At 61.6% G+C, this 22,362-nt stretch carries 18 protein-coding genes and 1 pseudogene; 11 read left to right on the top strand and 8 right to left on the bottom strand.

Annotation, left to right across the window (positions count from 1 at the left end; genetic code table 11):
* Positions 1 to 218 precede the first annotated feature (218 nt).
* Positions 219 to 2,483: a catalase/peroxidase HPI gene (gene katG, locus KW841_RS27670; RefSeq protein WP_218480506.1), complete on the top strand. Its 2,265-nt coding sequence runs from the start codon at positions 219 to 221 to the stop codon at positions 2,481 to 2,483.
* A gap of 80 nt (positions 2,484 to 2,563) precedes the next feature.
* Here katG and KW841_RS27665 read toward each other — a convergent pair whose 3' ends face one another.
* The 3 genes from KW841_RS27665 to KW841_RS27655 all read right to left on the bottom strand — a co-directional run bounded on the left by KW841_RS27665 (position 2,564) and on the right by KW841_RS27655 (position 6,158).
* Positions 2,564 to 3,652, bottom strand: coding sequence for a redoxin domain-containing protein (locus tag KW841_RS27665; RefSeq protein WP_218480505.1), 1,089 nt, complete (start codon positions 3,650 to 3,652; stop codon positions 2,564 to 2,566).
* A 308-nt stretch (positions 3,653 to 3,960) separates the two neighbouring features.
* Entirely contained in the window at positions 3,961 to 5,526 is a 1,566-nt protein-coding gene (locus KW841_RS27660) for an aldehyde dehydrogenase (NADP(+)) (RefSeq protein WP_218480537.1), read from the bottom strand.
* Complete coding sequence (locus KW841_RS27655; RefSeq protein ID WP_218480504.1) at positions 5,526 to 6,158, bottom strand: isochorismatase family cysteine hydrolase; 633 nt, start codon at positions 6,156 to 6,158, stop codon at positions 5,526 to 5,528. The genes KW841_RS27660 and KW841_RS27655 overlap by 1 nt, the downstream gene beginning before the upstream one ends.
* A 99-nt stretch (positions 6,159 to 6,257) precedes the next feature.
* Here KW841_RS27655 and KW841_RS27650 point away from each other — a divergent pair, with 99 nt between their 5' ends.
* Positions 6,258 to 6,752 (top strand): helix-turn-helix domain-containing protein, encoded by a 495-nt coding sequence (locus KW841_RS27650; protein ID WP_007977772.1) that lies wholly within the window; start codon positions 6,258 to 6,260, stop codon positions 6,750 to 6,752.
* 162 nt (positions 6,753 to 6,914) lie between these two features.
* Entirely contained in the window at positions 6,915 to 7,367 is a 453-nt protein-coding gene (locus KW841_RS27645) for a cupin domain-containing protein (protein WP_218480503.1), read from the top strand.
* A gap of 190 nt (positions 7,368 to 7,557) precedes the next feature.
* On the opposite strand, the gene KW841_RS27640 is transcribed toward KW841_RS27645, so the two are convergent.
* Together KW841_RS27640 and KW841_RS27635 are read right to left on the bottom strand one after the other, a co-directional pair.
* Positions 7,558 to 7,977: an organic hydroperoxide resistance protein gene (locus KW841_RS27640; protein ID WP_218480502.1), complete on the bottom strand. Its 420-nt coding sequence runs from the start codon at positions 7,975 to 7,977 to the stop codon at positions 7,558 to 7,560.
* A 186-nt stretch (positions 7,978 to 8,163) separates the two neighbouring features.
* A complete protein-coding gene (locus KW841_RS27635) occupies positions 8,164 to 9,048 on the bottom strand; it encodes a LysR family transcriptional regulator (RefSeq protein ID WP_218480501.1) in 885 nt (294 codons plus the stop codon).
* A gap of 368 nt (positions 9,049 to 9,416) precedes the next feature.
* On the opposite strand from KW841_RS27635, the gene KW841_RS27630 reads away from it, so the two are divergent.
* From KW841_RS27630 to KW841_RS29860, 6 genes are all read left to right on the top strand, one after another.
* Complete coding sequence (locus KW841_RS27630; RefSeq protein ID WP_218480500.1) at positions 9,417 to 10,817, top strand: MFS transporter; 1,401 nt, start codon at positions 9,417 to 9,419, stop codon at positions 10,815 to 10,817.
* Between the two features lie 157 nt (positions 10,818 to 10,974).
* Complete coding sequence (locus KW841_RS29945) at positions 10,975 to 12,978, top strand: aminotransferase class I/II-fold pyridoxal phosphate-dependent enzyme (protein WP_218480499.1); 2,004 nt, start codon at positions 10,975 to 10,977, stop codon at positions 12,976 to 12,978.
* A 27-nt stretch (positions 12,979 to 13,005) separates the two neighbouring features.
* The gene (locus KW841_RS27620) at positions 13,006 to 13,788 is read left to right on the top strand and encodes a transporter substrate-binding domain-containing protein (protein ID WP_218480498.1); all 783 of its coding nucleotides are present in this window, start codon (positions 13,006 to 13,008) and stop codon (positions 13,786 to 13,788) included.
* A 170-nt stretch (positions 13,789 to 13,958) separates the two neighbouring features.
* On the top strand, positions 13,959 to 14,672 hold the full coding sequence (locus tag KW841_RS27615; protein WP_007977785.1) for an ABC transporter permease: 714 nt from the start codon (positions 13,959 to 13,961) through the stop codon (positions 14,670 to 14,672).
* An 18-nt stretch (positions 14,673 to 14,690) separates the two neighbouring features.
* On the top strand, positions 14,691 to 15,389 hold the full coding sequence (locus tag KW841_RS27610; protein WP_218480497.1) for an ABC transporter permease subunit: 699 nt from the start codon (positions 14,691 to 14,693) through the stop codon (positions 15,387 to 15,389).
* Positions 15,389 to 16,393: a DMT family transporter gene (locus KW841_RS29860; protein WP_104447603.1), complete on the top strand. Its 1,005-nt coding sequence runs from the start codon at positions 15,389 to 15,391 to the stop codon at positions 16,391 to 16,393. Before KW841_RS27610 ends, KW841_RS29860 begins: the two co-directional genes overlap by 1 nt.
* Here KW841_RS29860 and KW841_RS27605 read toward each other — a convergent pair.
* Positions 16,349 to 16,834 (bottom strand): annotated as a pseudogene (locus KW841_RS27605) (TetR family transcriptional regulator C-terminal domain-containing protein); the annotation flags it as partial. The gene KW841_RS29860 and the pseudogene KW841_RS27605 sit on opposite strands and share 45 nt — an antisense overlap.
* Positions 16,835 to 17,005: 171 nt before the next feature.
* Between KW841_RS27605 and KW841_RS27600 the strand changes: the two are divergent.
* On the top strand, positions 17,006 to 18,022 hold the full coding sequence (locus KW841_RS27600) for a succinylglutamate desuccinylase/aspartoacylase family protein (protein ID WP_218480495.1): 1,017 nt from the start codon (positions 17,006 to 17,008) through the stop codon (positions 18,020 to 18,022).
* 111 nt (positions 18,023 to 18,133) lie between these two features.
* On the opposite strand, the gene KW841_RS27595 is transcribed toward KW841_RS27600, so the two are convergent.
* Positions 18,134 to 18,487 (bottom strand): DUF6124 family protein, encoded by a 354-nt coding sequence (locus KW841_RS27595; protein WP_218480494.1) that lies wholly within the window; start codon positions 18,485 to 18,487, stop codon positions 18,134 to 18,136.
* 612 nt (positions 18,488 to 19,099) lie between these two features.
* Here KW841_RS27595 and KW841_RS27590 point away from each other — a divergent pair.
* The gene (locus tag KW841_RS27590; protein WP_218480493.1) at positions 19,100 to 19,561 is read left to right on the top strand and encodes a hypothetical protein; all 462 of its coding nucleotides are present in this window, start codon (positions 19,100 to 19,102) and stop codon (positions 19,559 to 19,561) included.
* A gap of 252 nt (positions 19,562 to 19,813) precedes the next feature.
* On the opposite strand, the gene KW841_RS27585 is transcribed toward KW841_RS27590, so the two are convergent.
* Entirely contained in the window at positions 19,814 to 22,294 is a 2,481-nt protein-coding gene (locus KW841_RS27585) for a fimbria/pilus outer membrane usher protein (RefSeq protein ID WP_218480492.1), read from the bottom strand.
* Positions 22,295 to 22,362 lie beyond the last annotated feature (68 nt).

Genomic DNA, 22,362 nt, shown 5'->3' with positions numbered 1-22,362 from the left:
GCATCGCGTGACTGATTTGCGCTGTTTATCAGCTATCTCCACGGATGAAGCGACAGTTTCCCGGACCGGTACTTTAATGGAGGGTCTGGAGCGACTGATCGCGGGGCTGTCATAGCCTCAAGGCTATGGATCCCATACCGAAAAGCTATTTCATCAATCGGTGATCCGGATCCACGCTCAAGGGTGGTTAGCTGAAAACAAAATCAAGAGGAGATGCCATGTCAACTGAATCGAAATGCCCGTTCAATCACGCCGCTGGCGGTGGCACGACGAACCGCGACTGGTGGCCGAACCAACTGAACCTGAAGATCCTGAGTCAACACTCGCCCAAGTCTGACCCGTTGGGGGGCGACTTCAACTACGCCGAAGCCTTCAAGAGCCTGGACTTCCAGGCGCTGAAAAAAGACCTGACGGCGCTGATGACCGATTCCCAGGACTGGTGGCCGGCGGACTTCGGCCACTATGGGCCTTTCTTTATCCGCATGTCCTGGCACGCCGCAGGCACCTATCGCACCGGTGACGGGCGGGGCGGCGCCGGTTCCGGCCAGCAACGCTTTGCACCGCTCAACAGCTGGCCGGACAACGTCAGCCTCGACAAGGCCCGCCGGCTGCTGTGGCCGATCAAGCAAAAGTACGGCAACAAAATCTCCTGGGCCGACCTGATCGTCCTCACCGGCAACGTCGCCCTGGAATCCATGGGCTTCAAGACGTTTGGTTTTTCCGGTGGTCGCGCGGATGTCTGGGAACCGGACGAAGACGTTTACTGGGGTTCTGAAAGCAAATGGCTGGGCGGTGACTCGCGTTACGGCAAAGAAGACAAACCGGTGCAGAAACCCGGCGATGTGCCCTTGGTGGCTGAGCCCGGCAGAAACGAGGACAGCCGTACCGAAAATGGCCGCAATCTGGAAAACCCCCTTGCTGCGGTGCAGATGGGCCTGATCTATGTGAACCCGGAAGGCCCGGAAGGCGAACCGGACCCGGTCGCCTCGGCCAAGGACATCCGCGAAACCTTCGGCCGCATGGCGATGAACGATGAGGAAACCGTGGCATTGATCGCCGGTGGCCACGCCTTCGGCAAGACCCACGGCGCCGGGCCCGCCGACCACGTCGGGCCGGAACCTGAAGCCGCCGGCCTGGAGCTGCAAGGCCTGGGCTGGAAGAGCACATTCGGCACCGGCAAAGGGGCCGACGCCATCACCAGCGGCCTGGAAGTGACCTGGACCACCACGCCCACCAAATGGAGCAACAACTACCTGGAAAACCTGTTCGGTTTCGACTGGGAACTGACCAAGAGCCCGGCCGGCGCCCATCAGTGGAAACCGAAGAACGGTGCCGGTGCCGGGATCATTCCGGATGCCTTTGATCCGTCCAAACGTCGTGATCCGACCATGCTGACCTCGGACCTGGCCCTGCGTTTCGACCCGATCTACGAACCGATCGCCCGACGCTTCCTGGCCAACCCCGATCAACTGGCCGATGCCTTCGCGCGCGCCTGGTACAAACTCATTCACCGTGACATGGGCCCGCTCTCGCGCTACCTCGGCCCGGAAATGCCGGGCGAGGAACTGCTGTGGCAAGACCCGATCCCTGCCGTCGATCATCCGCTGGTCAACGACAGCGATGTGGCGGGCCTGAAAAGCAAGGTCCTGGCGTCCGGCCTGTCGGTGTCGCAGCTGGTATCGACGGCGTGGGCCGCCGCGTCCACCTTCCGTGGCTCCGACAAACGCGGCGGTGCCAACGGCGGGCGCCTGCGCCTGGCGCCGCAGAAGTCCTGGCCGGCCAACCAGCCGGAGCAACTGGCCAATGTGCTGGCCAAACTTGAAGGCATCCAGAAGGAGTTCAACAGCGGCGGCAAGAAAATCTCCCTGGCCGACCTGATCGTGCTCGCCGGTGGCGCGGGTGTCGAACAGGCGGCGAAAAACGCCGGCCACAGTGTGACGGTGCCGTTCACCCCGGGACGCACGGACGCCAGCCAGGAACAGACCGATGTCGAGTCCTTCGGTTTCCTTGAACCGATTGCCGACGGCTTCCGTAACTACCTGAAAACCCAGTACCGCGTGCCCGCCGAATCCTTGCTGATCGACAAGGCACAACTGCTGACGCTCAGCGCACCGGAAATGACGGTACTGCTGGGCGGCCTGCGGGTGTTGAACACCAACGTCGGCCAGAGCAAACACGGTGTGTTCACCCAACGGCCGGAAGCGCTGACCAATGACTTCTTCACCAACCTGCTGGACATGGGCGTGGAGTGGAAACCGGTGTCGGATGCCCAGCAGGAGTTTGAAGGGCGTGATCGCAAAACCGGTGCGGTGAAGTGGACGGGCACCCGGGTTGACCTGGTCTTCGGCTCCAACGCGCAATTGCGTGCGCTGGCCGAAGTCTATGCCAGCGCCGATGCGCAGCAGAAATTCGTCAAGGACTTCGTGGCTGCGTGGACAAAGGTGATGAACCTGGATCGCTTTGACGTGAATCGCCGCGTCTAGAGGAGATAACGCCGGCACCACCGGCAAAAAGTGCCTCGGCTCGCCCTCCGGCTTTTACATCAGCGGAGGGCATCCGGCACTCAAGGCTGTCTTTCAATAAAAGAGAGGTTCTGTTCTCGAATGACGCCGGCAGCATCATCGTAGAGAAACGGCAGAAACATATAACGGCGACCTTGGGTTACTGAAGTGGCTTCGTGCAAGAGTGAGCACGAAAACACCACGGCCCCTCCTGTCGGCGCGTTGTAATAGACTTTTCCATACTCCGGAAAATGCAGAAACCCCCCTTCGTACTCTCCCGAATTAAGAAACAGGGAAACGGCAAAACGGCGATGGGCCGTACCCTTCGTGGTGTTATCCCGATGGGGCCGGAAATGCCCGCCTTCCTCGCTGTTGTAGCAGGCCACCAGATAGCGCTCCATTCGAGTGGCATTGAACTGGAACGCTTTCTGTAACTCCGGAAGCAAACGGCTGGCTATGCGCGATTCACAGGCTTTGGCCAGAGCCTCATCTTCAATGACGCAGTCACGACGTCGTTTGTGATTATGGTCGGTGATGTGGACGGTTTTACCCGCCTGCTCCGTCATGAACCCGGATTCCTCGCCGCCGCGTTCGTCGTAATAACTGATCAGTGCTTTACACAAAGACGGCTCAAATATACGGGGAACCACCAGGACGGGGGCGTGTGGAGTGGCGGCACGTGGCGCGGCCGTTGCCGGTAATCGATCCAGAAAACGCATTAACGAGGGGACATGGTTATCAATGGGGGGGCTTATCGGGACGATGGCCAGGACACGTAGCGCAGGGTCCAGCACATAGGTCATTTGCCTGATGCTGCCGTCTGGCTGCAATGTACCGTAGAGCTTGCTGACCGACCGATCGAAATCCCAGATGAAGCGTATGCCGGGTATCGAACTCTCCACCCGCTTCAGCTTTTCATCCTCTGGATCGACGGAAACACCAAAGAAGCAGACTTGATCATCATCGAATCGCGGGCGATGGGCCTGAATATCTTCCAGAACTTTAGTGGACACAGGGTCGGCCGCAGAACCCAAAAAACAAAGCACGACATACCGACCGGCAATCGTGTCGAAACAAAAGCGTTCTCGTAGTTGAGTGCGGCAATGAAACCAGGGGGCTGGTTGACCGACTGAAAATGCCGTGGCGCGCATCACAACTCCTTGCCGGTTGGCCGTGGATCGTTGCAGGTAAAGCTAGTTCAGTCTTGTTGAAGCTGCCCGGAGCGCTGATGGCGACGCTTCATCCATGGCTTGTATCGCTGGTTTGTCGCAGGGCCAGGTGCGTCCTGTGCGGTTGTTTCGGTCAGCGGGACAGTGCGGCGGTCCCACAAGCTCCCTCGCCACCTGTAGGAGCGAGCTTGCTCGCGATGGACGTTAACGAAAACGCGTGCTTGCTGGCTAAGCGCGGCGCACTTGAGTCCATCGCGAGCAGGCTCGCTCCTACAATTGACGGTATGGCGTTAATGACCGTCTACAAGACGTGGCAACTCCAGGGGATTGCCCTCGCGCAAAACCTCCGGCAGCAGCTCATCCGGAAACCCCTGGTAAGCCACCGGGCGCAGGAAGCGCTCGATGGCGGTCATGCCCACCGAGGTGAAGCGGCTGTCCGAGGTGGCTGGAAACGGCCCGCCATGCACGGTGGCAAAACACACTTCCTGCGGATGGGCGAAGGCGTTGACCACGATGCGCCCGGTGCGTCTCTCCAGGGTTGGCAGCAGGCGACGGGCCAGTGGCAGGTCGTCCTGCTCAAGGTGCAGGGTCGCGCTGAGTTGCCCCTTGAAGGAGCGGGCTACCCGTAACAGCTCTGCTTCATCCCGGACCTTCACCAGCAGCGCGGACGGGCCGAATACCTCCTGGGAAAGCGCCGGCTCGGCGAGAAAATGTTCGCCGTCGACTTCGAACAGCGCCGAACGGCCATCGACTTCAGCGGTGGCGGTCGAGCCCACGGCGACGAGGCGGGCGCCGGCGTTTTCCAGGGTGCGCAGCCCGTTCAGATAGGCCCCATGGATGCCCGGTGTCAGCATCGTGCGCGCCGGTGCTTCGCTCACGCCTTGGCTCATGGCGTGGCGCAGCGCTGCAAACCCTGCGCCTTCGACGGCCAGCAGGATCGCCGGCTTGAGGCAGGCTTGCCCGACGTTGACCAGCATGCGCTCGACAAAGCCATCGCCAATCGCCGCGCCGCGTTCGGCCAGTGCCCGGGGCAGGATGAAGGTCGGGTTGACGCTGGTCATTTCGGCGAAGACCGGAATCGGCTCGGGGCGCAATTGCGCACGCCGATACAGCGCCATGCCACCCTGTTCGGAACCGGTGAAGGTCACGGCCTTGATCAGCGGATGATCGACCAGCGCTTCGCCGATGGCATTGCCGCTGCCACGCACCATGGAGAACACGCCTTCGGGCAATCCGCTGTCTTGCACCGCCTGGCGGATCGCCCGGGCCTGGATTTCCGAGGCGCCGGGATGCGCGTTGTGCGCCTTGAGAATGACGGTCGATCCCGCCGCCAGCGCCGACGCGGTGTCGCCACCGGCCACCGAATAGGCGATGGGGAAGTTGCTCGCACCGAAAATCGCCACCGGGCCGATGGCGATTTTTTGCAGGCGATGATCCATGCGCGGGCGTGGCTGGCGCTCGGGTTGCGCCGGGTCGATGGCCAGTTGCAGGAAACGCCCCTTGCGCACCACATCGGCGAACTGGCGGAACTGCGTGGCCGCCTTGATGGCCTCGCCTTCCAGTTGCGCCTCGGGCACGCCGGTTTCCAGGGCGGCCCGTGCCGCCAGCGCCGTTCGAACGCGGTCGAGGTTGTCGGCGATGCGTTCGAGAAACGTCGCCCGCACGGCGAGCGAGGTGTGGCTGTACACATCGAATGCTTCATCGGCCAGGGTCGCCGCCCGGTCGACATCGGCCACGCTACCCAATGCGAACGCCGGTTCAATCGGCTGGTTGGTCGCGGGATTGAGCGCCTTCAAGGTGCCTTCGCTGGCGCCGACATCACGGGCGCCGATCAGCAGGTTGCCGGTCAACTGCATCACGCACCTGCCTGTGCCAGTGCGGCAACCAGTTCATCGGTGGTCAGGATGGCGTGAGCGAAGGTCGGGCCGTTCAGCTCATGGGCCGAATGCATCATCTCCGGCTTGAAGGCCGCGGTCGCGTCCCGTACCAGGGTGACGTGATAGCCGAGTTCCTGAGCGTAACGGGCGGTGGCCTCGATGCAGGTGTTGGCCAGCAGGCCGACGATGATCACGTGGGTGATACCCTTTTGCTTGAGGCGAAAATCCAGGTCGGTATTGGCAAAGCCGCTGGAACCCCAATGTTCCTGAACGATGATGTCGCCTTCCTGCGGCGCGAAGTCGGGGTGCCATTCGCCGCCCCATTCCCCGCGTGCGAAGTGGTGCATGTGCATGATCTTGCACTGGGTGGGGCTTGGGTGATCCCAGTTTTCGTAGTCGCCTTTTTCCCAGCGGTGGTGCGGTACGATGACCACCGGAATGCCGAGCCCGCGAACGGTGCGATCAAGCGTGCGCAGGTTGTCGAGCAGGCCGACGCCCTTGGCAATGGGCTCGATCAAGGGGTAGATCTTTCCGCCTTCCGACAGGAAATCGTTGTAGGGGTCGACCAGCAGGTAGGCCGTCCGATCAAGAGGGTAGGTGGCGTTGGACATGGCGGTGCTCCGTAAGATAATCCGTGGATGATGAAGTGTAGTTGCCAGCAATTCACGTAGATATGATAATCATAGTAACTAGGCAAGAGGCAATACCGCATGTCGGTGAAAGCAACCGTTTCTGAAACCCTGTGCCCGATTTCCCGGGCCGAAGCCGTCGTGGGCGACCGCTGGACGGTGCTGGTGCTGCGTGAGTTGTTCATGGGCAGTCATCGCTTCGATGAAATCCAGGCGCAGACCGGCGGTACGCCGCAAATGGTCGCGGCGCGCTTGAAGAGCATGGAGGCCGACGGGCTCCTGGAGCGACGTGCCTACAGCGAACGGCCCAAACGCTACGAATATCACCTCACGGAAAAGGGCGATGCGTTCTACTCGGTGGTGCTGGCGCTGCGGGCCTGGGGCGAAACCTGGTGCAAATCGCCCGGGGAAGGTTTGGCGGTGGTCTATACCCACCGCAGTTGCGGCGAGCCCGCTGGCCTCGGTCCGCTGTGCGCCCATTGCGGGCAGCCCTTGCGCCGCGCAGACCTGATCAGTGAACCGAGTGCCGCCTATGTCGCCGAACGCAGCGCCCGGCGCGAAGCGTTCAAGGCCTAGCGGCGGGTTTGTATCGGCAGGTATCCGCAACGCCCGCCGTTACCCGGGCATACAAAACCGGGGTTTCCAGACACCCTGGCGATACACGGCGGCCTTCAAATGCAACCACCGGCATCGTGTCATTTTCGGCGCGCTGGCCAGGGTTCAACTGGAGGAAAGGCAATGTTGCGTATCAACACCCGTCACACCATCGGCAAGCTGGGCATTGCCCTGGCCGCCGCAGGGCTTGCGACCTTCGCGAGCTTCTCTCAAGCCCAGGCGGCACAGCCGGCTCCGGCAGTGAAAAACTGGCAGCAGGGCCTGCATCGCACCGATCTGGTACGCGAAGACCTGGGCGCCGCCGATCGTGAAGTCACTCAGGTGCTCGTGGACTTCGACCCGGGCGTGACATCACCCAAACACGCTCACCCTGGCGTAGAAGTGGCGCACGTGATCAGCGGTACCTTCGAGTATCAGCTGGAAGGGCGGGCACCGGTGACGCTCAAGGCCGGTGATTCGTTGTACATCCCCGAAGGCGTCGCCCATGTGGCGAAGAACGTGGGCCAGGACAAGGCCTCGGAACTGGCAACCTACATCGCCAGGAAAGGCCAGCCGCTGCTGATCCTGAAGGAGTAGATGAACTGTGGGAGCGAGCTTGCTCGCGATGGTCTCGAGAGCGCTGTGTTTAACCAGAAAACACGCGTTATCGTTAACGACCATCGCGAGCAAGCTCGCTCCCACAACAGCAACAACAACTACGATTGCGGTGTTCAGAAAGCCTGGCCTGACCGGTATCAAGACGTCAGGCCAGGCTTTCTTGCGTCGGTTAAACCAGATTGATCTCGACGTCGATATTGCCGCGAGTCGCTTTGGAATACGGGCAAGTCTGATGCGCCAGTTCCACCACGCTGCGTGCGATGGCCGGGTCCAGGCCCGGCAGGCTGACATTCAGGCGGGCTTGAAGGAAGAAAGCGTTTTCGGACTTGCCCAGGTCGATTTCGGCCTCCACCGCAACATCGCTCGGCAAGGCCACTTTCAGCGAGACGCACGCCTTGCCCATCGCCCCAATGAAACAGGCCGACCAACCCGCCGCCAGCAGTTGCTCAGGATTGGTGCCGGTGCCCGAACCGCCGGGAGGCGAAAGCTTGATGTCCAGGCGTCCATCGGTGCTGCGCGCCTGACCGTCGCGGCCGCCGGTGGTGTGGGTCTTGCCGGTGTACAGCACGGTATCGATTGCATTGATCATGGTGGTATTTCCTGTCAGTGGGTCGCGGGAATGCTCGGAAAACCTGCGCTTTCCGATGCGCCCCACTGTTTCATTTCCATGTACTGCCCATATGTCCTGAACCTGGCGGATGTGTATCGCTGTGTAAGGTGGCCTAAGGGAAATACAGTTCGATACAAACCGCTGAAATGCGCGCGGCATCGGAGTTTATTGACTGCATACCTCCCACACACAACCGCGCAGCCAGCGATGGGCCGGGTCGGCGTCCATGCGCGGGTGCCACAGCATCGACACCGTGATCGGCGGCGTGGGGAAGGGCAACGCAAAGCAATGCATGCCCTGGCACAGGTTGCCGACGTGCCGCTGCGGCACGCTGGCGACCAGGTCTGAAGCCCGCGCCAATGCAATCGCGGACGAAAAGCCGGCGACGAGGGTGATGATCTCCCGCTTCAGCCCCAACTCATTCAAGGCGTCGTCCATCACACCTTTTTCATGGCCCCGGCGTGAAACCAGGATGTGCCGGGCGTCGGCATAACGCACCGGTGTGACTTCACCGTGAGCCAGCGGATGGCCCTCGCGCACCACGCCAATGAAGCGGTCGCGAAACAGCATCCGGGTCCGCACTTCCGGGCTGGTGGATTCGTCGATCACGCCGGTTTCCAGGTCCACCGAACCGTCGCGCAGCAGGGTGCTGTCCTTGTTCAGCTTCTGCACGAAATTCAGGCGGACACCGGGCGCCTCGCGGTGGATGCGGGCGATCAGTGGCGCGCCGAAATTTTCCACGAAGCCGTCGCTGGTGCGCAGGGTGAAGGTGCGCGCCAGTTGATCGAGGTCAAGTGCCTCGGCGGGGCGCAGGACGGCTTCGGCATCCTGCACGAGCACGCCGACGCGTTCACGCAGCTCCAGCGCCCGGGGTGTGGGAACCAACCCGCGCCCGGCCCGCACCAGCAACGGATCGCCCGTGGTTTCGCGCAACCGCGCCAGTGCCCGGCTCATGGCCGACGGGCTCAGGCGCAAACGCTGCGCGGCGCGGGCCACGCTGCCTTCCTCCAGTAACACGTTCAGGGTGATCAGCAGATTCAGGTCGGGCATGGAATGGGTTCCTGTGGGAGCAGGCCTGTGATGAGGGGGGCTGTGATTAGGGGGCTTGTGGTGAGGGGGCTTGTGATGAGGGACCTGTGGCGAGGGGGCTTGCCCCCGTTGGGTTGCGAAGCAGCCCCAAAATCTCTGATGCACCAAAGATCTTGTGAGTGCTACGCACTCAAACGGGGGCAAGCCCCCTCGCCACAGGTCCCTCACCACAGCCCCCTCTCCACAGGTCTCCTCACCACAGGTCTGCTCCCACACTGGTTTGTGGGTGAGTGGCGTCTGGTGCATGTATTCAGTGCAAACGCTGCGTCTTCCGCCATGTTATGGCTGGGCTTAGGCTCCAGACAACCTGTTTGCGGAGTCGCGAGAAAATGAAGTCCATATCGATTCGGGGCGCGCTGGCCAGCCTGTCGCTGTCCATGTTGCTGTCATCCCTGGGCACGAGCATTGCCAACGTGGGTTTACCGACACTGGCCGCCGCGTTCTCGGCCTCTTTCCAGCAAGTGCAATGGGTGGTGCTTTCTTATCTGCTGGCGATCACGGCGCTGATCGTCAGTGTCGGGCGGCTCGGCGACATCATTGGCCGTCGGCGTTTGTTGTTGATCGGAATGGGTGTGTTTACCGTCGCTTCAGTCCTGTGCGCCGTCTCATCCGGTCTCGGATTGCTGATTGCCGCCCGGGCCCTGCAGGGCATCGGCGCGGCCATCATGATGGCGTTGACCCTGGCGTTGGTGAGCGGGGCGGTGCCCAAGGCAAAACTGGGCAGCGCGATGGGCCTGCTCGGCACGATGTCGGCGATCGGCACCTCGCTCGGCCCGACCCTCGGCGGATTTCTGATTGCCAATTTCGGGTGGCAGGCGATTTTTCTGCTCAATGTGCCGCTGGGCGTTTTGGCGATGGGCCTCGCGCTTCGTTTTCTACCGAAAGATGGCCCTGAGAAAAGCGCGGACCGAGCGGGTTTCGATGTTCTCGGCACCCTGGTACTGGTTTTGACGCTGCTGGCCTATGCGCTGGCAATGACCCTCGGGCGCGGCCGTTTTGCGCCGCTGAACCTGGCACTGCTGCTGGTGGCCTTGGTGGGGTCGGGCGTGTTTGTGTTCGTCGAGCGCACTGCCGAGTCGCCGCTGGTTCGCCTGACGATGTTCCGCAATGTGCAACTGAGCGCAGGTTTCGCCATGAGCCTGCTGGTGACGACCGTGGTCATGGCCACCCTGGTGGTGGGGCCGTTTTATCTCACCGGCGCACTGGCGCTGAATGCAGCGAGCGTTGGCCTGGTGATGTCGACGGGGCCGCTGGTCGCCGCACTGGTCGGGGTCCCGGCGGGTCGATGGGTCGACAGATTGGGCGCACATCGATCCGGCACGCTCGGATTGCTGGCCATGCTGACCGGCGCTTGCCTCCTGCCCGCCGTGCCGACGAACTTCGGTGCGCTCGGCTACATCGTGCCCCTGGCGGTCATGACCGCCGGTTATGCGCTGTTCCAGGCGGCCAACAATACCGCCGTGCTGGCGGACATCACGCCGCAAGAGCGCGGCGTGGTCTCCGGTCTGCTCGGGTTGTCGCGCAATCTGGGCTTGATCACCGGCGCTGGCGTGATGGGCGCCGTGTTCGCCTTCGGCACGGCCAGCCACGATGTTTTGCAGGCGCCACCTGAGGCCATCGCCCAGGGGATGCGCTTGACGTTTGCGGTCGCGGCGGGGCTGATCTGCATCGCCCTGGCGATTGGTGCGGTCAGCAAAATCCTTTCACGTCGCCTGGTCGCGTCGTGCTGAAAAACGGCGCGACTGTCGTGAAAACGACCTGTTTGCGCTGAACGCGAAGCCTTGTGAGTTTTCTGTTGAACGAGTGTTCAGTCTGGACTATGTTGAGGGCCACCTTCCCCCGGCTGGTTGCGGGCTTGCGTTTCTTCAATTCGAACGAGGCACTGGCATGCGGTTTTCACCCTTTGTAGAGCGGATCAGTGGCCAAGGCGTTGCCGCCTGGGATATTCACTACGCGGCCAACGCGGCACAGCGCAAAGGCGAGGACGTGATCATCCTCAGCGTCGGCGACCCGGATTTTCCCACCCCGGATTTCATTACCGATGCCGCCATCCACGCCTTGCGCGAAGGGGATACCCACTACACCGAAATCGCCGGCCGCCAGGCCCTGCGCGAAGCCATCGCCGGTCGCTACAGCCGCTTGATCGACCGCGAACTGCAGGCCTCGAACATCATTCTCACCGCCGGTGCGCAGAACGCCTTGTTCGCCACCTCGATGTGCCTGCTCGGTGCCGGCGACGAAGTGATCGCCCTCGACCCGATGTACGTCACCTACGAAGCCACGCTCAAGGCGTCCGGCGCCACGCTGGTGCGGGTGCCCTGTGCGGCGGATTCGGGTTTCCGCCTCGATGCCGCCGTGCTGGCCAAGGCCATCACCCCGCGCACCCGGGCGATTTTCTTCTCCAACCCGAACAACCCCACCGGCGTGGTGCTGGGTCGCGAAGAGCTGCAAGCCATCGCCGATCTCGCCATCGCCCATGACCTGTGGGTGGTGGTGGACGAGGTCTATGAGAGCCTCGCCTACGAGCGCGAACACCTGAGCCTGGCGGCGTTGCCGGGCATGGCCGAGCGCTGCGTGGTGATCGGCAGCCTGTCGAAATCCCATGCCATGACCGGTTGGCGCATCGGCTGGGTCGTGGCCAACGAAGCCCTGGTCAACCATGTCGAAACCCTGGTGCTGAGCATGCTGTACGGCTTGCCCGGTTTCGTCATGGAAGCGGCGCTCAAGGCCGTGCAGTCCCATGAAGAAGTCACCCACGGCATGCGCGAGATCTATCGTCGGCGCCGCGATCTGGTGGTGTCCGGCCTGGCCGATTGCCCGGGCATCAGCGTGCTCAACCCGGATGCCGGCATGTTCGTGCTGGTGGACGTGCGCGGCACCGGCCTGACCTCACTGGAATTCGCCTGGCGCCTGCTGCGTGAAGCCGGTGTCTCGGTACTGGATGCGGCGGCATTCGGTGAGCCGGCCCAGGGTTTTGTCCGGCTTTCGTTCACCCTCAGCGAAGAGCGACTGGCCCAGGCCTGTCAGCGCATTCGCGGCTTTGTCCAGGTACTCAACGGTGAAGCGCCGAGGCCGGTGATCGGCACAGTGACCAGCACTGCCACCGTCGAACCGGCCGCGGCCAGGACCATGATCGAGGTCGATCGCCTGCACAAACGCTTCGGCAATATCGAAGTGCTCAAGGGCGTCTCCCTGACCGCCCGCGAAGGCGAGGTGATCTCCCTGATCGGTGCCAGCGGCTCGGGCAAAAGTACCTTGCTGCGCTGCATCAACATGCTCGAAGTGCCGGATCAGGGGCGCATCCTGGTCGATGGCGAAAGCATTCACCTCAACCAGAATCGCCCCGGCGCACCGCTGGTGTCGGACGCCAAACAGCTGGTGCGCATCAGGTCGAGCCTGGGCATGGTGTTCCAGAACTTCAACCTCTGGCCCCATCGCACGGTGCTGGAAAACCTCATCGAAGCGCCGACCCAGGTCCTGCGTGAAAGCCGTGCGGAGGCCACCGAACGGGCCGAAGCCCTGCTTGAACGCGTCGGGCTTGCGGCCAAGCGCAACGAGTACCCGGCGTTTCTCTCCGGGGGACAGCAACAACGGGTGGCCATCGCCCGGGCCCTGGCCATGCGGCCCAAGGTCATGCTGTTCGATGAACCCACCTCGGCACTCGACCCGGAACTGGTCGGGGAAGTGCTGCGGGTGATCCGCTCCCTCGCCGAAGAAGGCCGGACCATGATCCTGGTGACTCATGAAATGGCTTTTGCACGCGATGTCTCTTCCAAAGTCGCCTTTTTGCATCAAGGGCTGATCGAGGAAACCGGTTCGCCGGACGAAGTGTTCGTACACCCACGCAGCGAGCGTTGCCGGCAATTCGTCAACGCTCATCAGACTCGCTAACTCATCATAAAAAGACGGGAAAACAACATGGGAAATCGACGTTTTGCAAACTGGTTGACCGGTGCAGCCTGCGTAATGCTGGCCGGCATGAGCGCGGCCCAGGCACAGCCCATCCGTTTCGCGGTGGCCGCCGAACCCTATCCGCCGTACACCGAAAAGCAGGCCAACGGTGAGTGGAAGGGCTTTGAAGTCGACCTGATCCACAAGCTGTGCAGCGAAATGAAAGCCGATTGCGAGATCAAGGAAGTGGCGTGGGACGGCATCATTCCGTCGCTGCTGGCGAAGAAGATCGACGTGATCTTTTCTTCGATGTCGGTGACCGAAGAGCGGGAAAAACAGATCGCCTTCAGCAAGGCCTACTACGATTCGGCGATTGCCGTCGTCGGCCCGAAAGAGACCTCGGTGAAGAAGTACCCGGATGACCTCAAGGGCAAGATCATCGGCGTGCAGAACTCGACCGTGAGCGCCAGCTACCTGAAGACCTACTACGAAAAAATCGCCGACGTTAAGTACTACGACACCCAGGACTCGGCCAACGCCGACCTGATTGCCGGCCGCATTGACCTGATGATGGCCGACGGCACCGCCATGGCTTCGTTCGTCAAGACCCCGGATGCCAAGGACCTGGCCTACCTCGGCACCGTGCCCTATGACCCGATCTTCGGCAAAGGCGTAGGCGCCGGCCTGCGCAAGGACGACACCGAACTCAAGGCCAAACTCGACAAGGCCATCCAGGAATTGCTGGCTAGCAAGGACTACGACGAGCTGTCCCAGAGCTACTTCGGCACCAGCGTGAAGCCGGCGTTCTGACGACGGGCTAAACGCAAGTCCTGAGGAAAAGCAGATCCCTGTGGGAGCGAGCTTGCTCGCGATAGCGGTGGTTCAGTCAGCATTGATATTGACTGGCATGGCCTCATCGCGAGCAAGCTCGCTCCCACAGAATCCGGCGGTGTGTTCATGACCGCATACTGGAGACTGATATGCCGGCAATGTTCGATCTGATCAATTTCACCGAACAGGGATGGGGCAGTGCGCTGTTGAAGGGGCTCTGGATGACCCTGCAGATTTCCGCCGGGGCCTTTGTGCTCGGGCTGGCCATCGGACTGGTGGTGGCGTGCCTCAAGCTCGGCGCGCCGAAGCCGATTGCAGCGTTGATGCGCGGCTACACCACCTTGTTCCGCGCGGTGCCGGAGTTGCTGCTGATTCTGTTGCTGTACTACGTCGGCTCCATGCTCCTCAACTCGCTGATGACCAAACTCGGCTACGGCGTGGTGAACGTCAGCGGCCCGCTGGCGGCCATCGTCGTGCTGGGACTGGTGCAGGGCGCCTACGCCTCGGAGATTTTCCGCGCGGCGATCCAGGCGATTCCCTTCGGCCAGATCGAAGCGGCCAAGGCGTTCGGCCTCAACGGTTTCGGTCTGTTCCGCCGGGTCACGCTGCCGATCATGGCGCCATACGCCATGGCCGGGATGGCCAACCTGTGGATCAACCTGATCAAGGACAGCGCGCTGATCAGCGTGGTCGGCACCAACGAGCTGTTGTACACCGCCAAGCAAGGCGCGGGTTCGACGCGCCACTATCTGTTGTTCTACCTCACGGCTGCCGCGCTGTACTACGCGGTGACCTTGGCGTCGAACTATCTTTCGGGACGGTTGGAGCGACGCATTCGTCGCTGGATGCCTCTTGTTGACTGAACCGGCAGAGAGAATGAAATGATTCCAGCGTGGATAGTTGAATACGGGGCGCTGTTGGGCCGGGGGCTGCAAACCACCCTCATCATTCTGTTGGTCTCCAGCGTGTTCGGTTACCTGCTGGCGGTGCTGGTGGCGCTGGCGCGGATCTCGAAAAACAAGGTGATCGCCAAGGTCAGCCTGTTCTACACCAGCGTCACGCGCGGCACGCCGTTGCTGATCCAGATCTACATCTACTACTACGGGCTGGGCAGCCTGTTTGCCCAGTTCCCGCTGATTCGCGGCAGCTTCCTCTGGCCGTACCTGCGCGATGGCTACTGGTACATCGTGTTCGCCCTGGTGGTGTCGGTGGGGGCCTATGTCGGCGAAGTGATTCGCGGTGGCCTGCTGGCGGTGCCCAAGGGTGAGATGGAAGCCGCGTCGGCCTTTGGCATGACCGCGCGCCAGTCGTTGCTGCGGGTGCGCTTGCCCCGGGCCCTGCGCCTGCTGTTGCCGACCCTGGCGGGGGAGACCGTGATGCTGCTCAAGTCCACGGCACTGGCCTCGACCATTGCCGTGATCGACCTGCTCGGCGCCGCCAACGTGGTCCGCGCGCAAACCCTGCAAGTGTACGAACCCCTGTTGCTGGTGGCCGGTGTCTACGTCTGCCTGACTTTCCTCATCGAGGCGCTGTTTGCCTTCGCCGAGCGGCGCGGAACGCCCGTGCGCAGGTCCGCCTGATGAGCTCGTCGAACGTCGACCGCTCGCTGCAGGGCATTGGCCTGTGCACCCTGGGCTATGCGTTCCTGTCGTTGCAGGATGCGGTCATCAAGTGGCTGGTGGCCGATTATTCGGTGGTCACCATTCTGTTCTGGCGCGCCGCCGTGGTGGTCGTGGCCGTGCTGCTGGCGGGGCGTTCGCGCGTTATCCAGCGCGCCTGGCATTCGCCGAGCCGGCGCCTGCTGGTGGTGCGCGGCTTGCTGTCGATAGTGGCCTGGGTGCTGTACTACACGGCGGCCCGGGACCTGACCCTGGCCGAGATGACCACCCTGTATTTTTCCGCGCCGATCATGGTCACGGTGCTGGCGGCGGTGATCCTCAAGGAGCGCGCCAGCGGCTGGCAGTGGTTCAGCCTGATCGTCGGTTTTGTCGGAGTAGTCATTGCCTGTCGCCCCGACCACATGACCGAGCCGTTGCCCATCGTCCTGACCCTGCTGGCGGCGATGTGCTGGGCGTTCACTTACATCCAGCTGCGTCAGGTGGATGACCAGACCTCCGTGCTGGAACAGATGCTGATCACCAACGTGGTGTTTGTGATTTGCATGGCGGTGGCCCTGCCGTGGACTTACACACCCTCGCCGACACCGGCCTGGCTGGGCATGCTCGGCGCCGGCCTGGTGGGCGGCATCGGCCAGTTCCTGTTGTTCGCCAGTTTCCGCCGCGCCACCGCGACCTTGCTCGCACCGTTCGAATACACCGGCTTGATCTGGGCGTTTGCCCTGTCGAGCCTGGTCTGGGGCACGTTGATGGACACCTCACTGATGATCGGCGCCGGGTTGATTGCCGTCAGCGGCACCCTGGCGATGATCTTCGGCCGGCACCCGTCACAGGACGTCGTCGGTGCTGAATGCTCCGTGACGCAGCCCCTTTATCCAGCAACGGCAGATATGCAGTCCGTTGGCGGCGCTGAAGGTCTCGGGGTTCAGGCACCACTCGAGCCAGAGACCGTCGAGCATCGCCGATAGGCCGATGGCGGCCAGGCGCGTGTCGTGAATCACGAAACTTTCGCTGGCCGCCAGGCCGTCGAGCAACTGGCTGAGCAGATCGATGTAGGCGCGGTAGGTTTTTTCATGGGACTGGCTGACGTGTTCGGAGTGACGGATCAGGCTCCAGAACACCACCCACACCCCGAGCAGTTTCGGGTCCATGACCCGGGGGGAAAACGAGCCGACGAGGAACGCATCCATCTTCTGTGCGGGGGTGCCGGCCTGTTCGATTTCCTGGAGCAGGGCCGTGGTTAGTTCGCTCGCGAGCCGCTGGTAGGTGTCGGCGATCAGTGCCTCGATGCTGCCGAAGTGATGATTGAGCAAACCCACGGACACCCCGGCTTCGGTGGCGATGCGCCGCACGGATATCCCGGCGTGACCGTCGCGGCCCAGGCAGCGCAGGGTAGCGGCCACCAGCATTTCGCGACGGTCTTCGGGTTCGGCGCGACGGTTTTTCGGGGCATCGGTTGTCACAAGGCTGTCCCTGGATGAGCTTTCACGCTGTCGAACTTAGTTGAACACCTGTTCAATCACCAGCCTCGACCGCCGCGATACAGCGTTTTTCAACGGTCATGACAGGAGGGAAAACCAATGCCGCAGGATATTTCGTTCAGTGTCAGCAACAACAACGGCGATGCCGTGCGTGTCGGTGCCTGGCGCTATACCGGCGACGGCAGCGGGCCGAACGTGCACCTGCAGGCCGGGGTGCATGCCGATGAAATCGCCGGGATGCTGGTCCTGCATGTGCTGATGCAACGGCTACAGATCGCCGAAACCCAGGGCCGGCTCAAGGGCCAGGTGACCGTGGTGCCACAGGCCAATCCCCTGGGCATCGGCCAGTTTCGCCAGGGCCGGATTCTCGGGCGTTACCACGACGCGACCGGGCACAACTTCAATCGCGCGTTCGACCAGTCGGCGGCCATGGCGCGACCTTCGACCTGCGTCCAGCAATGGCAAAAAAAACTGGTGCAACTGGCCGCCCCGGCCGACGTGATGCTCGACCTGCACACCGACGACGAAGCCCTGCCGTACCTCTACGTACACCGCAGTTTCTGGCCCCGCGGTCGCGAACTGGCGGCGGCGATGAAGATGGACGTGGCGATCATCTGGGATGACGGCGGCGACGGTTCCTTCGAAGAAACCATCATCGCCCCGTGGATACGCGACGGCGTCACAGCAGGGCGCATGGCCGCGACCCTGGAGCTGCGCGGGCAGGGCGACGTCAACGACCGATTCGCCGAGTCGGATGCCGAAGGGCTGTACCACTGGCTGTGCGCGTTCGGCGTCATCGATGAGTCCGTGGCGCCTGCAGACTGGCCCGTCGAAGCCGTGGAAATGGGCCACATGGAAACCATCATCGCCCCGCAACCCGGCGTGCTGATCTTCGAAAAAGAGCTGGGAGATTTTGTCGAAGAAGGGCAGCGCTTTGCCCGGATCCTCAGAACCCCGGGCGATCCGACTTCCGAAGTGGTGCTGCACGCCGAACAAGCGGGGCGCCTGGTCACGCGCTATCGCGACCGACTGATCGCCCAGGGCATGGGCGTAGCAAAATTCACCGGCAGCCGGGTGTCGCGTCACTGGAGCGGCGGGTTGCTCGACCCGAACTAGCCATCCCCCAACATCAAACACACAACCCCTGTGGGAGCCGGCTTGCCGGCGATGCGATGGTGAACGTGCCGCCGCCATCGCTGGCAAGCCAGCTCCCACAATTGAACGGGTCTATTCACGCGGATCAATCTGATCCAACACCCGATTCGCCGTAATCTCCGCCAGCATCACACTATTGGAAATCCCCAACAGGGCATTGCGCGACCCACCCTCCAGATGATCCACCAACTGATGCACCATCACATCGACCGAGGCCAGCGTCTCGACCAGATACACCATCAGCGTTTCGGTATCGGCCTCGGGGTCGACGGTAAACAGAGTGCCCGGCGTGCGCGGTGCGGCCTTGATGTCGGCGGTGGAGGGGACGTGGAAGGCGGATTCGGCGGCCTCGTTGGGCCTGCTTGAATCGGGTTCGCAGGGGGATGTCGGATCGGTGTCCGGCGGGTTGGGGGTGACCTTGAACATATGCTTGCTTCTCTGATTGGGTGCCAACCCTCTTGCTGCTAAACGAGAAGGAGGCAGCTGTGCGCAGGTTAGCAGACCGGGGAAGCTAGCAAAGCCGGCGCGCCCGAAGGCGCCCTGCGCACAGCCACCATCAAATGCAGGCATAGGAATACCTGACTGACAGGAGCATGTGCACCTTGCTTACAACCCCGGGCTGCTAAACCCGACCACTGATGGGCAGTGGCGCAGAAACGATAGAGACCAGGGGCAAGGCGCACAAGCCGGCGGATTCTGGCGTACCCGTAGGCAACGACGCAAGGTCTTGTAGCCCGCCGGAAATACCCTACAACCTTTTTAAACAAGCGCTCGTGGGCAATCTCGAGCGATCCCCACGCGAGCAAAAAACATCCCCAGCCAACTGAAGACCGGCTTTCGTGTATCGCTCTGTATCAGCGCACGAAATCCGACTACAACCCTACAAAACCCACTCATCACGGATACAGCCCGGATACACCACTGGGGCCAAATAGACCTGCCAAAGCGAGAAGCACAACGCAGCTCGCAACCAGGTTCATCAACCCTTGTGGTACGACCAAAAGTGGTCCCGCCACGTCATTGATCCGGAGTATCAACATGTCTCGTATCCAGTCGAACAAAACCCGTATTGGCCTGATCGCTGTAGCACTGGTCGGCGGTATCAACTTCGCATCCTCGGCGTTTTCCGCCGAAGCCTTGCCCCAGGGCTATCAACTGGCCTCCGCCGAAAAGACCAGCGAAGGCAAGTGTGGCGAAGGCAAATGCGGCGCCGGCGAAGCCAGCGCGCAAAAGACCCAAACTGAAGGCAAGTGCGGTGAAGGCAAGTGCGGTGATGCTTCGTTCGCCCGCACCGACGCCGACCATGACGGCCGCGTGTCGCTCAAGGAACTGCTGGCCGTGGCCCCCAAGGGCACAGAGGAATTCAAGGCGATGGACGCCAACGGCGACGGCTTCCTGTCCGAGGGTGAGGTGTACAAGTTTCGCACCAACCAATACACCTCCAACGGCAAGAAAGTGCCGACCGAGTTGTTCACCAAGTTGAGCCAGGCTAAAGAGTGATCAGCCGTTAACAAAAAACCCTTCCTGCGTTGACGCGCAGGAAGGTTTTTTTGTGTGGGCAGTAGTGGTTTGGTCGTCAGGTGCGGAATTGCATTGCACCTGTCCACAGAAAGACACCCAACGTATCCTGCTGAAAGACAACATTGAAAAGGGTGTTCGAATGAAAACTGATGGCAACAAATTCGAGAAGTGATGAACACGGTCATCGATAACTGTGAGCCGATCGAAACGGCAGGTTTCATTTCAAAAAGACTACGGGCGACACACCAGAGAGGCGCGTTCGTAGTTCAATGCATTGTCCCGCTCTGGTAATGCATAGGGCGCTGTGCATCTCTGACCTTGCCAACTGATTATGAGTGTTCCGGCGTCCTCTTCGACCAAGGCCAGCGCCTTGCCGCTCGGATCGGAGATCGCCAGTTGCTTGCCTGCGGCATCTTCAAGCGCAGCGCCAAACGGTATGGGCTTGTGTTGCGCATCGAACAAGGCGAACTGCACTCGGCGCCCGGTTTTGCTGTTATAGCGTGCGAGCACCACAGCCCCGCGGCGTGGAACCACTTGCTGGGTAGCGTTATCAATTTCGATTTCGCCGCCCAGGTCACGGGTGTCCAGATTGATCCAGTTCACGCGGTAAGGCTGGGCGTTGGGCACCACCGCGAAACCGTTACTGGCGGTTTTGGTCCCGGAGAAACTGCCGATTTTCACGCCTTCCACTCCTTCGACCTGCGCCAGTGCAAACGTCTCGCCCACGGTTTGTCCCAGGTTGACGCCACCGGCGTGGCCCACGATCGATCCAGCGAGGTTGAGGTTCTGCGAGTTGTACCCGCTTCCTTGGCTGTAGCCGGCGCTGATGTCCATCACCGAGGTGCGCGTACTGATATTCGCCGAACCGTTGCTCCCACCCGTGCTGCTGTTGCCGCCTTGCACCGAGTAATAGGTGTTGCTGTCTTGCGATAAATATCCATTGATGCCCACTTGGGTGCTGTCGCTGCTCTTCTGTGTGCTGGCGGAAACAAAGGCTCGCGGCGCGCGCGGATTCGAACCCAGCGGAAATGACAGCGACAGGTTGATCAGGGTGTCATTGTTCGCCGTTCCGTAGTTACCGACATCCTTGGTGTAGGTGGCGCCAAGGTTGTAGCTCACGTCACCCCAATAATTGCTGTAACCCGCCGACACGCTTTGCGAACCGCCGCGCCCCCAATAACGCTGGTCGCTGGCGTTGAGGTACAGGCTGCCGAATTGCTGGTTGCGGCCCAGGCTCTGGTTGATCGTCAGGTCGGTGCGGGTTTTCGAATTGCCCGTGCGTGTCTCGCCTTCGCTGCTCAGTTCCTCGACGTGTTCGCTGAGGGTGCGATAGCCCTCGGTCGAATAGCGGTAGGCGGCGAGGGTGAAGTTGGTGTCGGTGCCGGTGAAGGTTTTCGCATAAAGCGCGCGCACGCTGCTGCCTTTGACAGTCTGGCCGAAGGTGCGGCTGCTGGATTGGGTTACGTCTAATGAGACGGCGCCGATGGCGGTATTGCGCCCGGCGCCGAAGGACCAGGCTTGAAAGTTCTCGGTCGCCTGGGTCCCGACCACTGCCGAAAAATTGCTGCTCACGCCGTAGGCCACGGTGCTGCTGACAAATGCCGGCGACTGTTGGTCATCGTTATTACTGTTGTAGTGGCCTGCCGAGACGCTGTATTTGAGTTGACCCTCGCGAACCATGATCGGCAGGCTGGAAAACGCTTGTACGGTCACCCGGCGCTGGCCGTCGGCTTCGATGACCGTAATTTCCAGGTCACCGTTGGAGCCGCTGGGGTAGATATCGCTGATCTCGAAGGGGCCAGGCGGCACGTTGGTCGTGTACAGAATGTAGTTGTTCTGGCGGATTTCTACGGTGGCGCTCGATTGCGCGATACCGCGAATCACCGGTGCGTAGCCGCGCTCGCTGTCGGCGCGCATGCCATCGTCAGAGGCCAGTTTCAGGCCGCGATAACGCACGCTGTCGAACAGGTCGGCATCAGAAAAAATATCTCCGGCACTGAACTGGCCCTTCAGCGCGGTCACGTCATGTTGCAGATAGCTGCGGTTGCTTTGGAACGTGCTGGGTCGGCCGGTACTGCTGTTGAAGTTGGACTCGTTGCGCAAGCGCCATCCGCCGAGATTGATGCCGTTGCGCAGGCCGACGTTATTGGAGAGGCTGGTTTGATTCTCGGTGCTGTTGCGGTTACTGCTCAGCTGGTAATTGATGAAGGCCACGGGCACGCCTTCGTCCCACAGGGCCGGATCGACGTAGCCACGCCGGCCGCGTTCCATGGCGCTTTGCGGCACGCTGACCAGCAAGCGCAAACGCGGCACGTCATAACGCACGGTGGCATGCTCGACCAGCGATGGCAGGTCGAGGCAGGCATCCGCAGCATTAACGTCGAGTTTGCCGCTCGTTTGCAGCTTGCCGAGGTCGACACCGACCTGTTGCAGCATGTCCTGGGTCAGGCACGCTTCGATTTTGTTGGTGCCGGGTTGGCGACGGAAGTCGATATCGCGGCGGCCGACCAAGGTGTCGTTGCCATACAGATCGACCCGGTAAGTACCGGGCAGTACGCGGCTGTTGGCGAGCAGTGATTGCAAGTCCACCGAGGACGGTGCGCCTTGCAGAAACGAAGTGTTGAATTGTTCGTCGGCGTCAGCCAGACACGAGGAGCTGAAAACCAGAACCACCGAAAACGGCGCCAGTCCTTCGCGTTTAAGTAAAAACATGTAGGAACCCTATATCACCTCCGATACGAACTAACGGAGCGAAGAGAAATACAGTGAAAGTGCGGCAG

It is taken from the genome of Pseudomonas sp. PDM28 (genome assembly GCF_019219115.1).
Taxonomy (GTDB): Bacteria; Pseudomonadota; Gammaproteobacteria; order Pseudomonadales; family Pseudomonadaceae; genus Aquipseudomonas; species Aquipseudomonas laurylsulfatiphila.
The sequence above is the reverse complement of the archived record's forward strand: the minus strand, read 5'-3'. Positions and strand labels throughout refer to the sequence as shown.

Excerpts from the sequence above, each read along its gene's own strand:
- KW841_RS27615 (WP_007977785.1), top strand. The coding sequence starts at position 13,959 with ATGCCGGCAATGTTCGATCTGATCAATTTCACCGAACAGGGATGGGGC.
- KW841_RS27650 (WP_007977772.1), top strand. The coding sequence starts at position 6,258 with ATGTCGGTGAAAGCAACCGTTTCTGAAACCCTGTGCCCGATTTCCCGG.
- KW841_RS27660 (WP_218480537.1), bottom strand. The coding sequence starts at position 5,526 with ATGCAGTTGACCGGCAACCTGCTGATCGGCGCCCGTGATGTCGGCGCC.
- KW841_RS27585 (WP_218480492.1), bottom strand. The coding sequence starts at position 22,294 with ATGTTTTTACTTAAACGCGAAGGACTGGCGCCGTTTTCGGTGGTTCTG.
- KW841_RS27645 (WP_218480503.1), top strand. The coding sequence starts at position 6,915 with ATGTTGCGTATCAACACCCGTCACACCATCGGCAAGCTGGGCATTGCC.
- KW841_RS29945 (WP_218480499.1), top strand. The coding sequence starts at position 10,975 with ATGCGGTTTTCACCCTTTGTAGAGCGGATCAGTGGCCAAGGCGTTGCC.
- KW841_RS27595 (WP_218480494.1), bottom strand. The coding sequence starts at position 18,487 with ATGTTCAAGGTCACCCCCAACCCGCCGGACACCGATCCGACATCCCCC.
- KW841_RS27590 (WP_218480493.1), top strand. The coding sequence starts at position 19,100 with ATGTCTCGTATCCAGTCGAACAAAACCCGTATTGGCCTGATCGCTGTA.
- KW841_RS27600 (WP_218480495.1), top strand. The coding sequence starts at position 17,006 with ATGCCGCAGGATATTTCGTTCAGTGTCAGCAACAACAACGGCGATGCC.
- katG (WP_218480506.1), top strand. The coding sequence starts at position 219 with ATGTCAACTGAATCGAAATGCCCGTTCAATCACGCCGCTGGCGGTGGC.
- KW841_RS27655 (WP_218480504.1), bottom strand. The coding sequence starts at position 6,158 with ATGTCCAACGCCACCTACCCTCTTGATCGGACGGCCTACCTGCTGGTC.
- KW841_RS27610 (WP_218480497.1), top strand. The coding sequence starts at position 14,691 with ATGATTCCAGCGTGGATAGTTGAATACGGGGCGCTGTTGGGCCGGGGG.
- KW841_RS27640 (WP_218480502.1), bottom strand. The coding sequence starts at position 7,977 with ATGATCAATGCAATCGATACCGTGCTGTACACCGGCAAGACCCACACC.
- KW841_RS29860 (WP_104447603.1), top strand. The coding sequence starts at position 15,389 with ATGAGCTCGTCGAACGTCGACCGCTCGCTGCAGGGCATTGGCCTGTGC.
- KW841_RS27635 (WP_218480501.1), bottom strand. The coding sequence starts at position 9,048 with ATGCCCGACCTGAATCTGCTGATCACCCTGAACGTGTTACTGGAGGAA.
- KW841_RS27620 (WP_218480498.1), top strand. The coding sequence starts at position 13,006 with ATGGGAAATCGACGTTTTGCAAACTGGTTGACCGGTGCAGCCTGCGTA.
- KW841_RS27630 (WP_218480500.1), top strand. The coding sequence starts at position 9,417 with ATGAAGTCCATATCGATTCGGGGCGCGCTGGCCAGCCTGTCGCTGTCC.
- KW841_RS27665 (WP_218480505.1), bottom strand. The coding sequence starts at position 3,652 with ATGCGCGCCACGGCATTTTCAGTCGGTCAACCAGCCCCCTGGTTTCAT.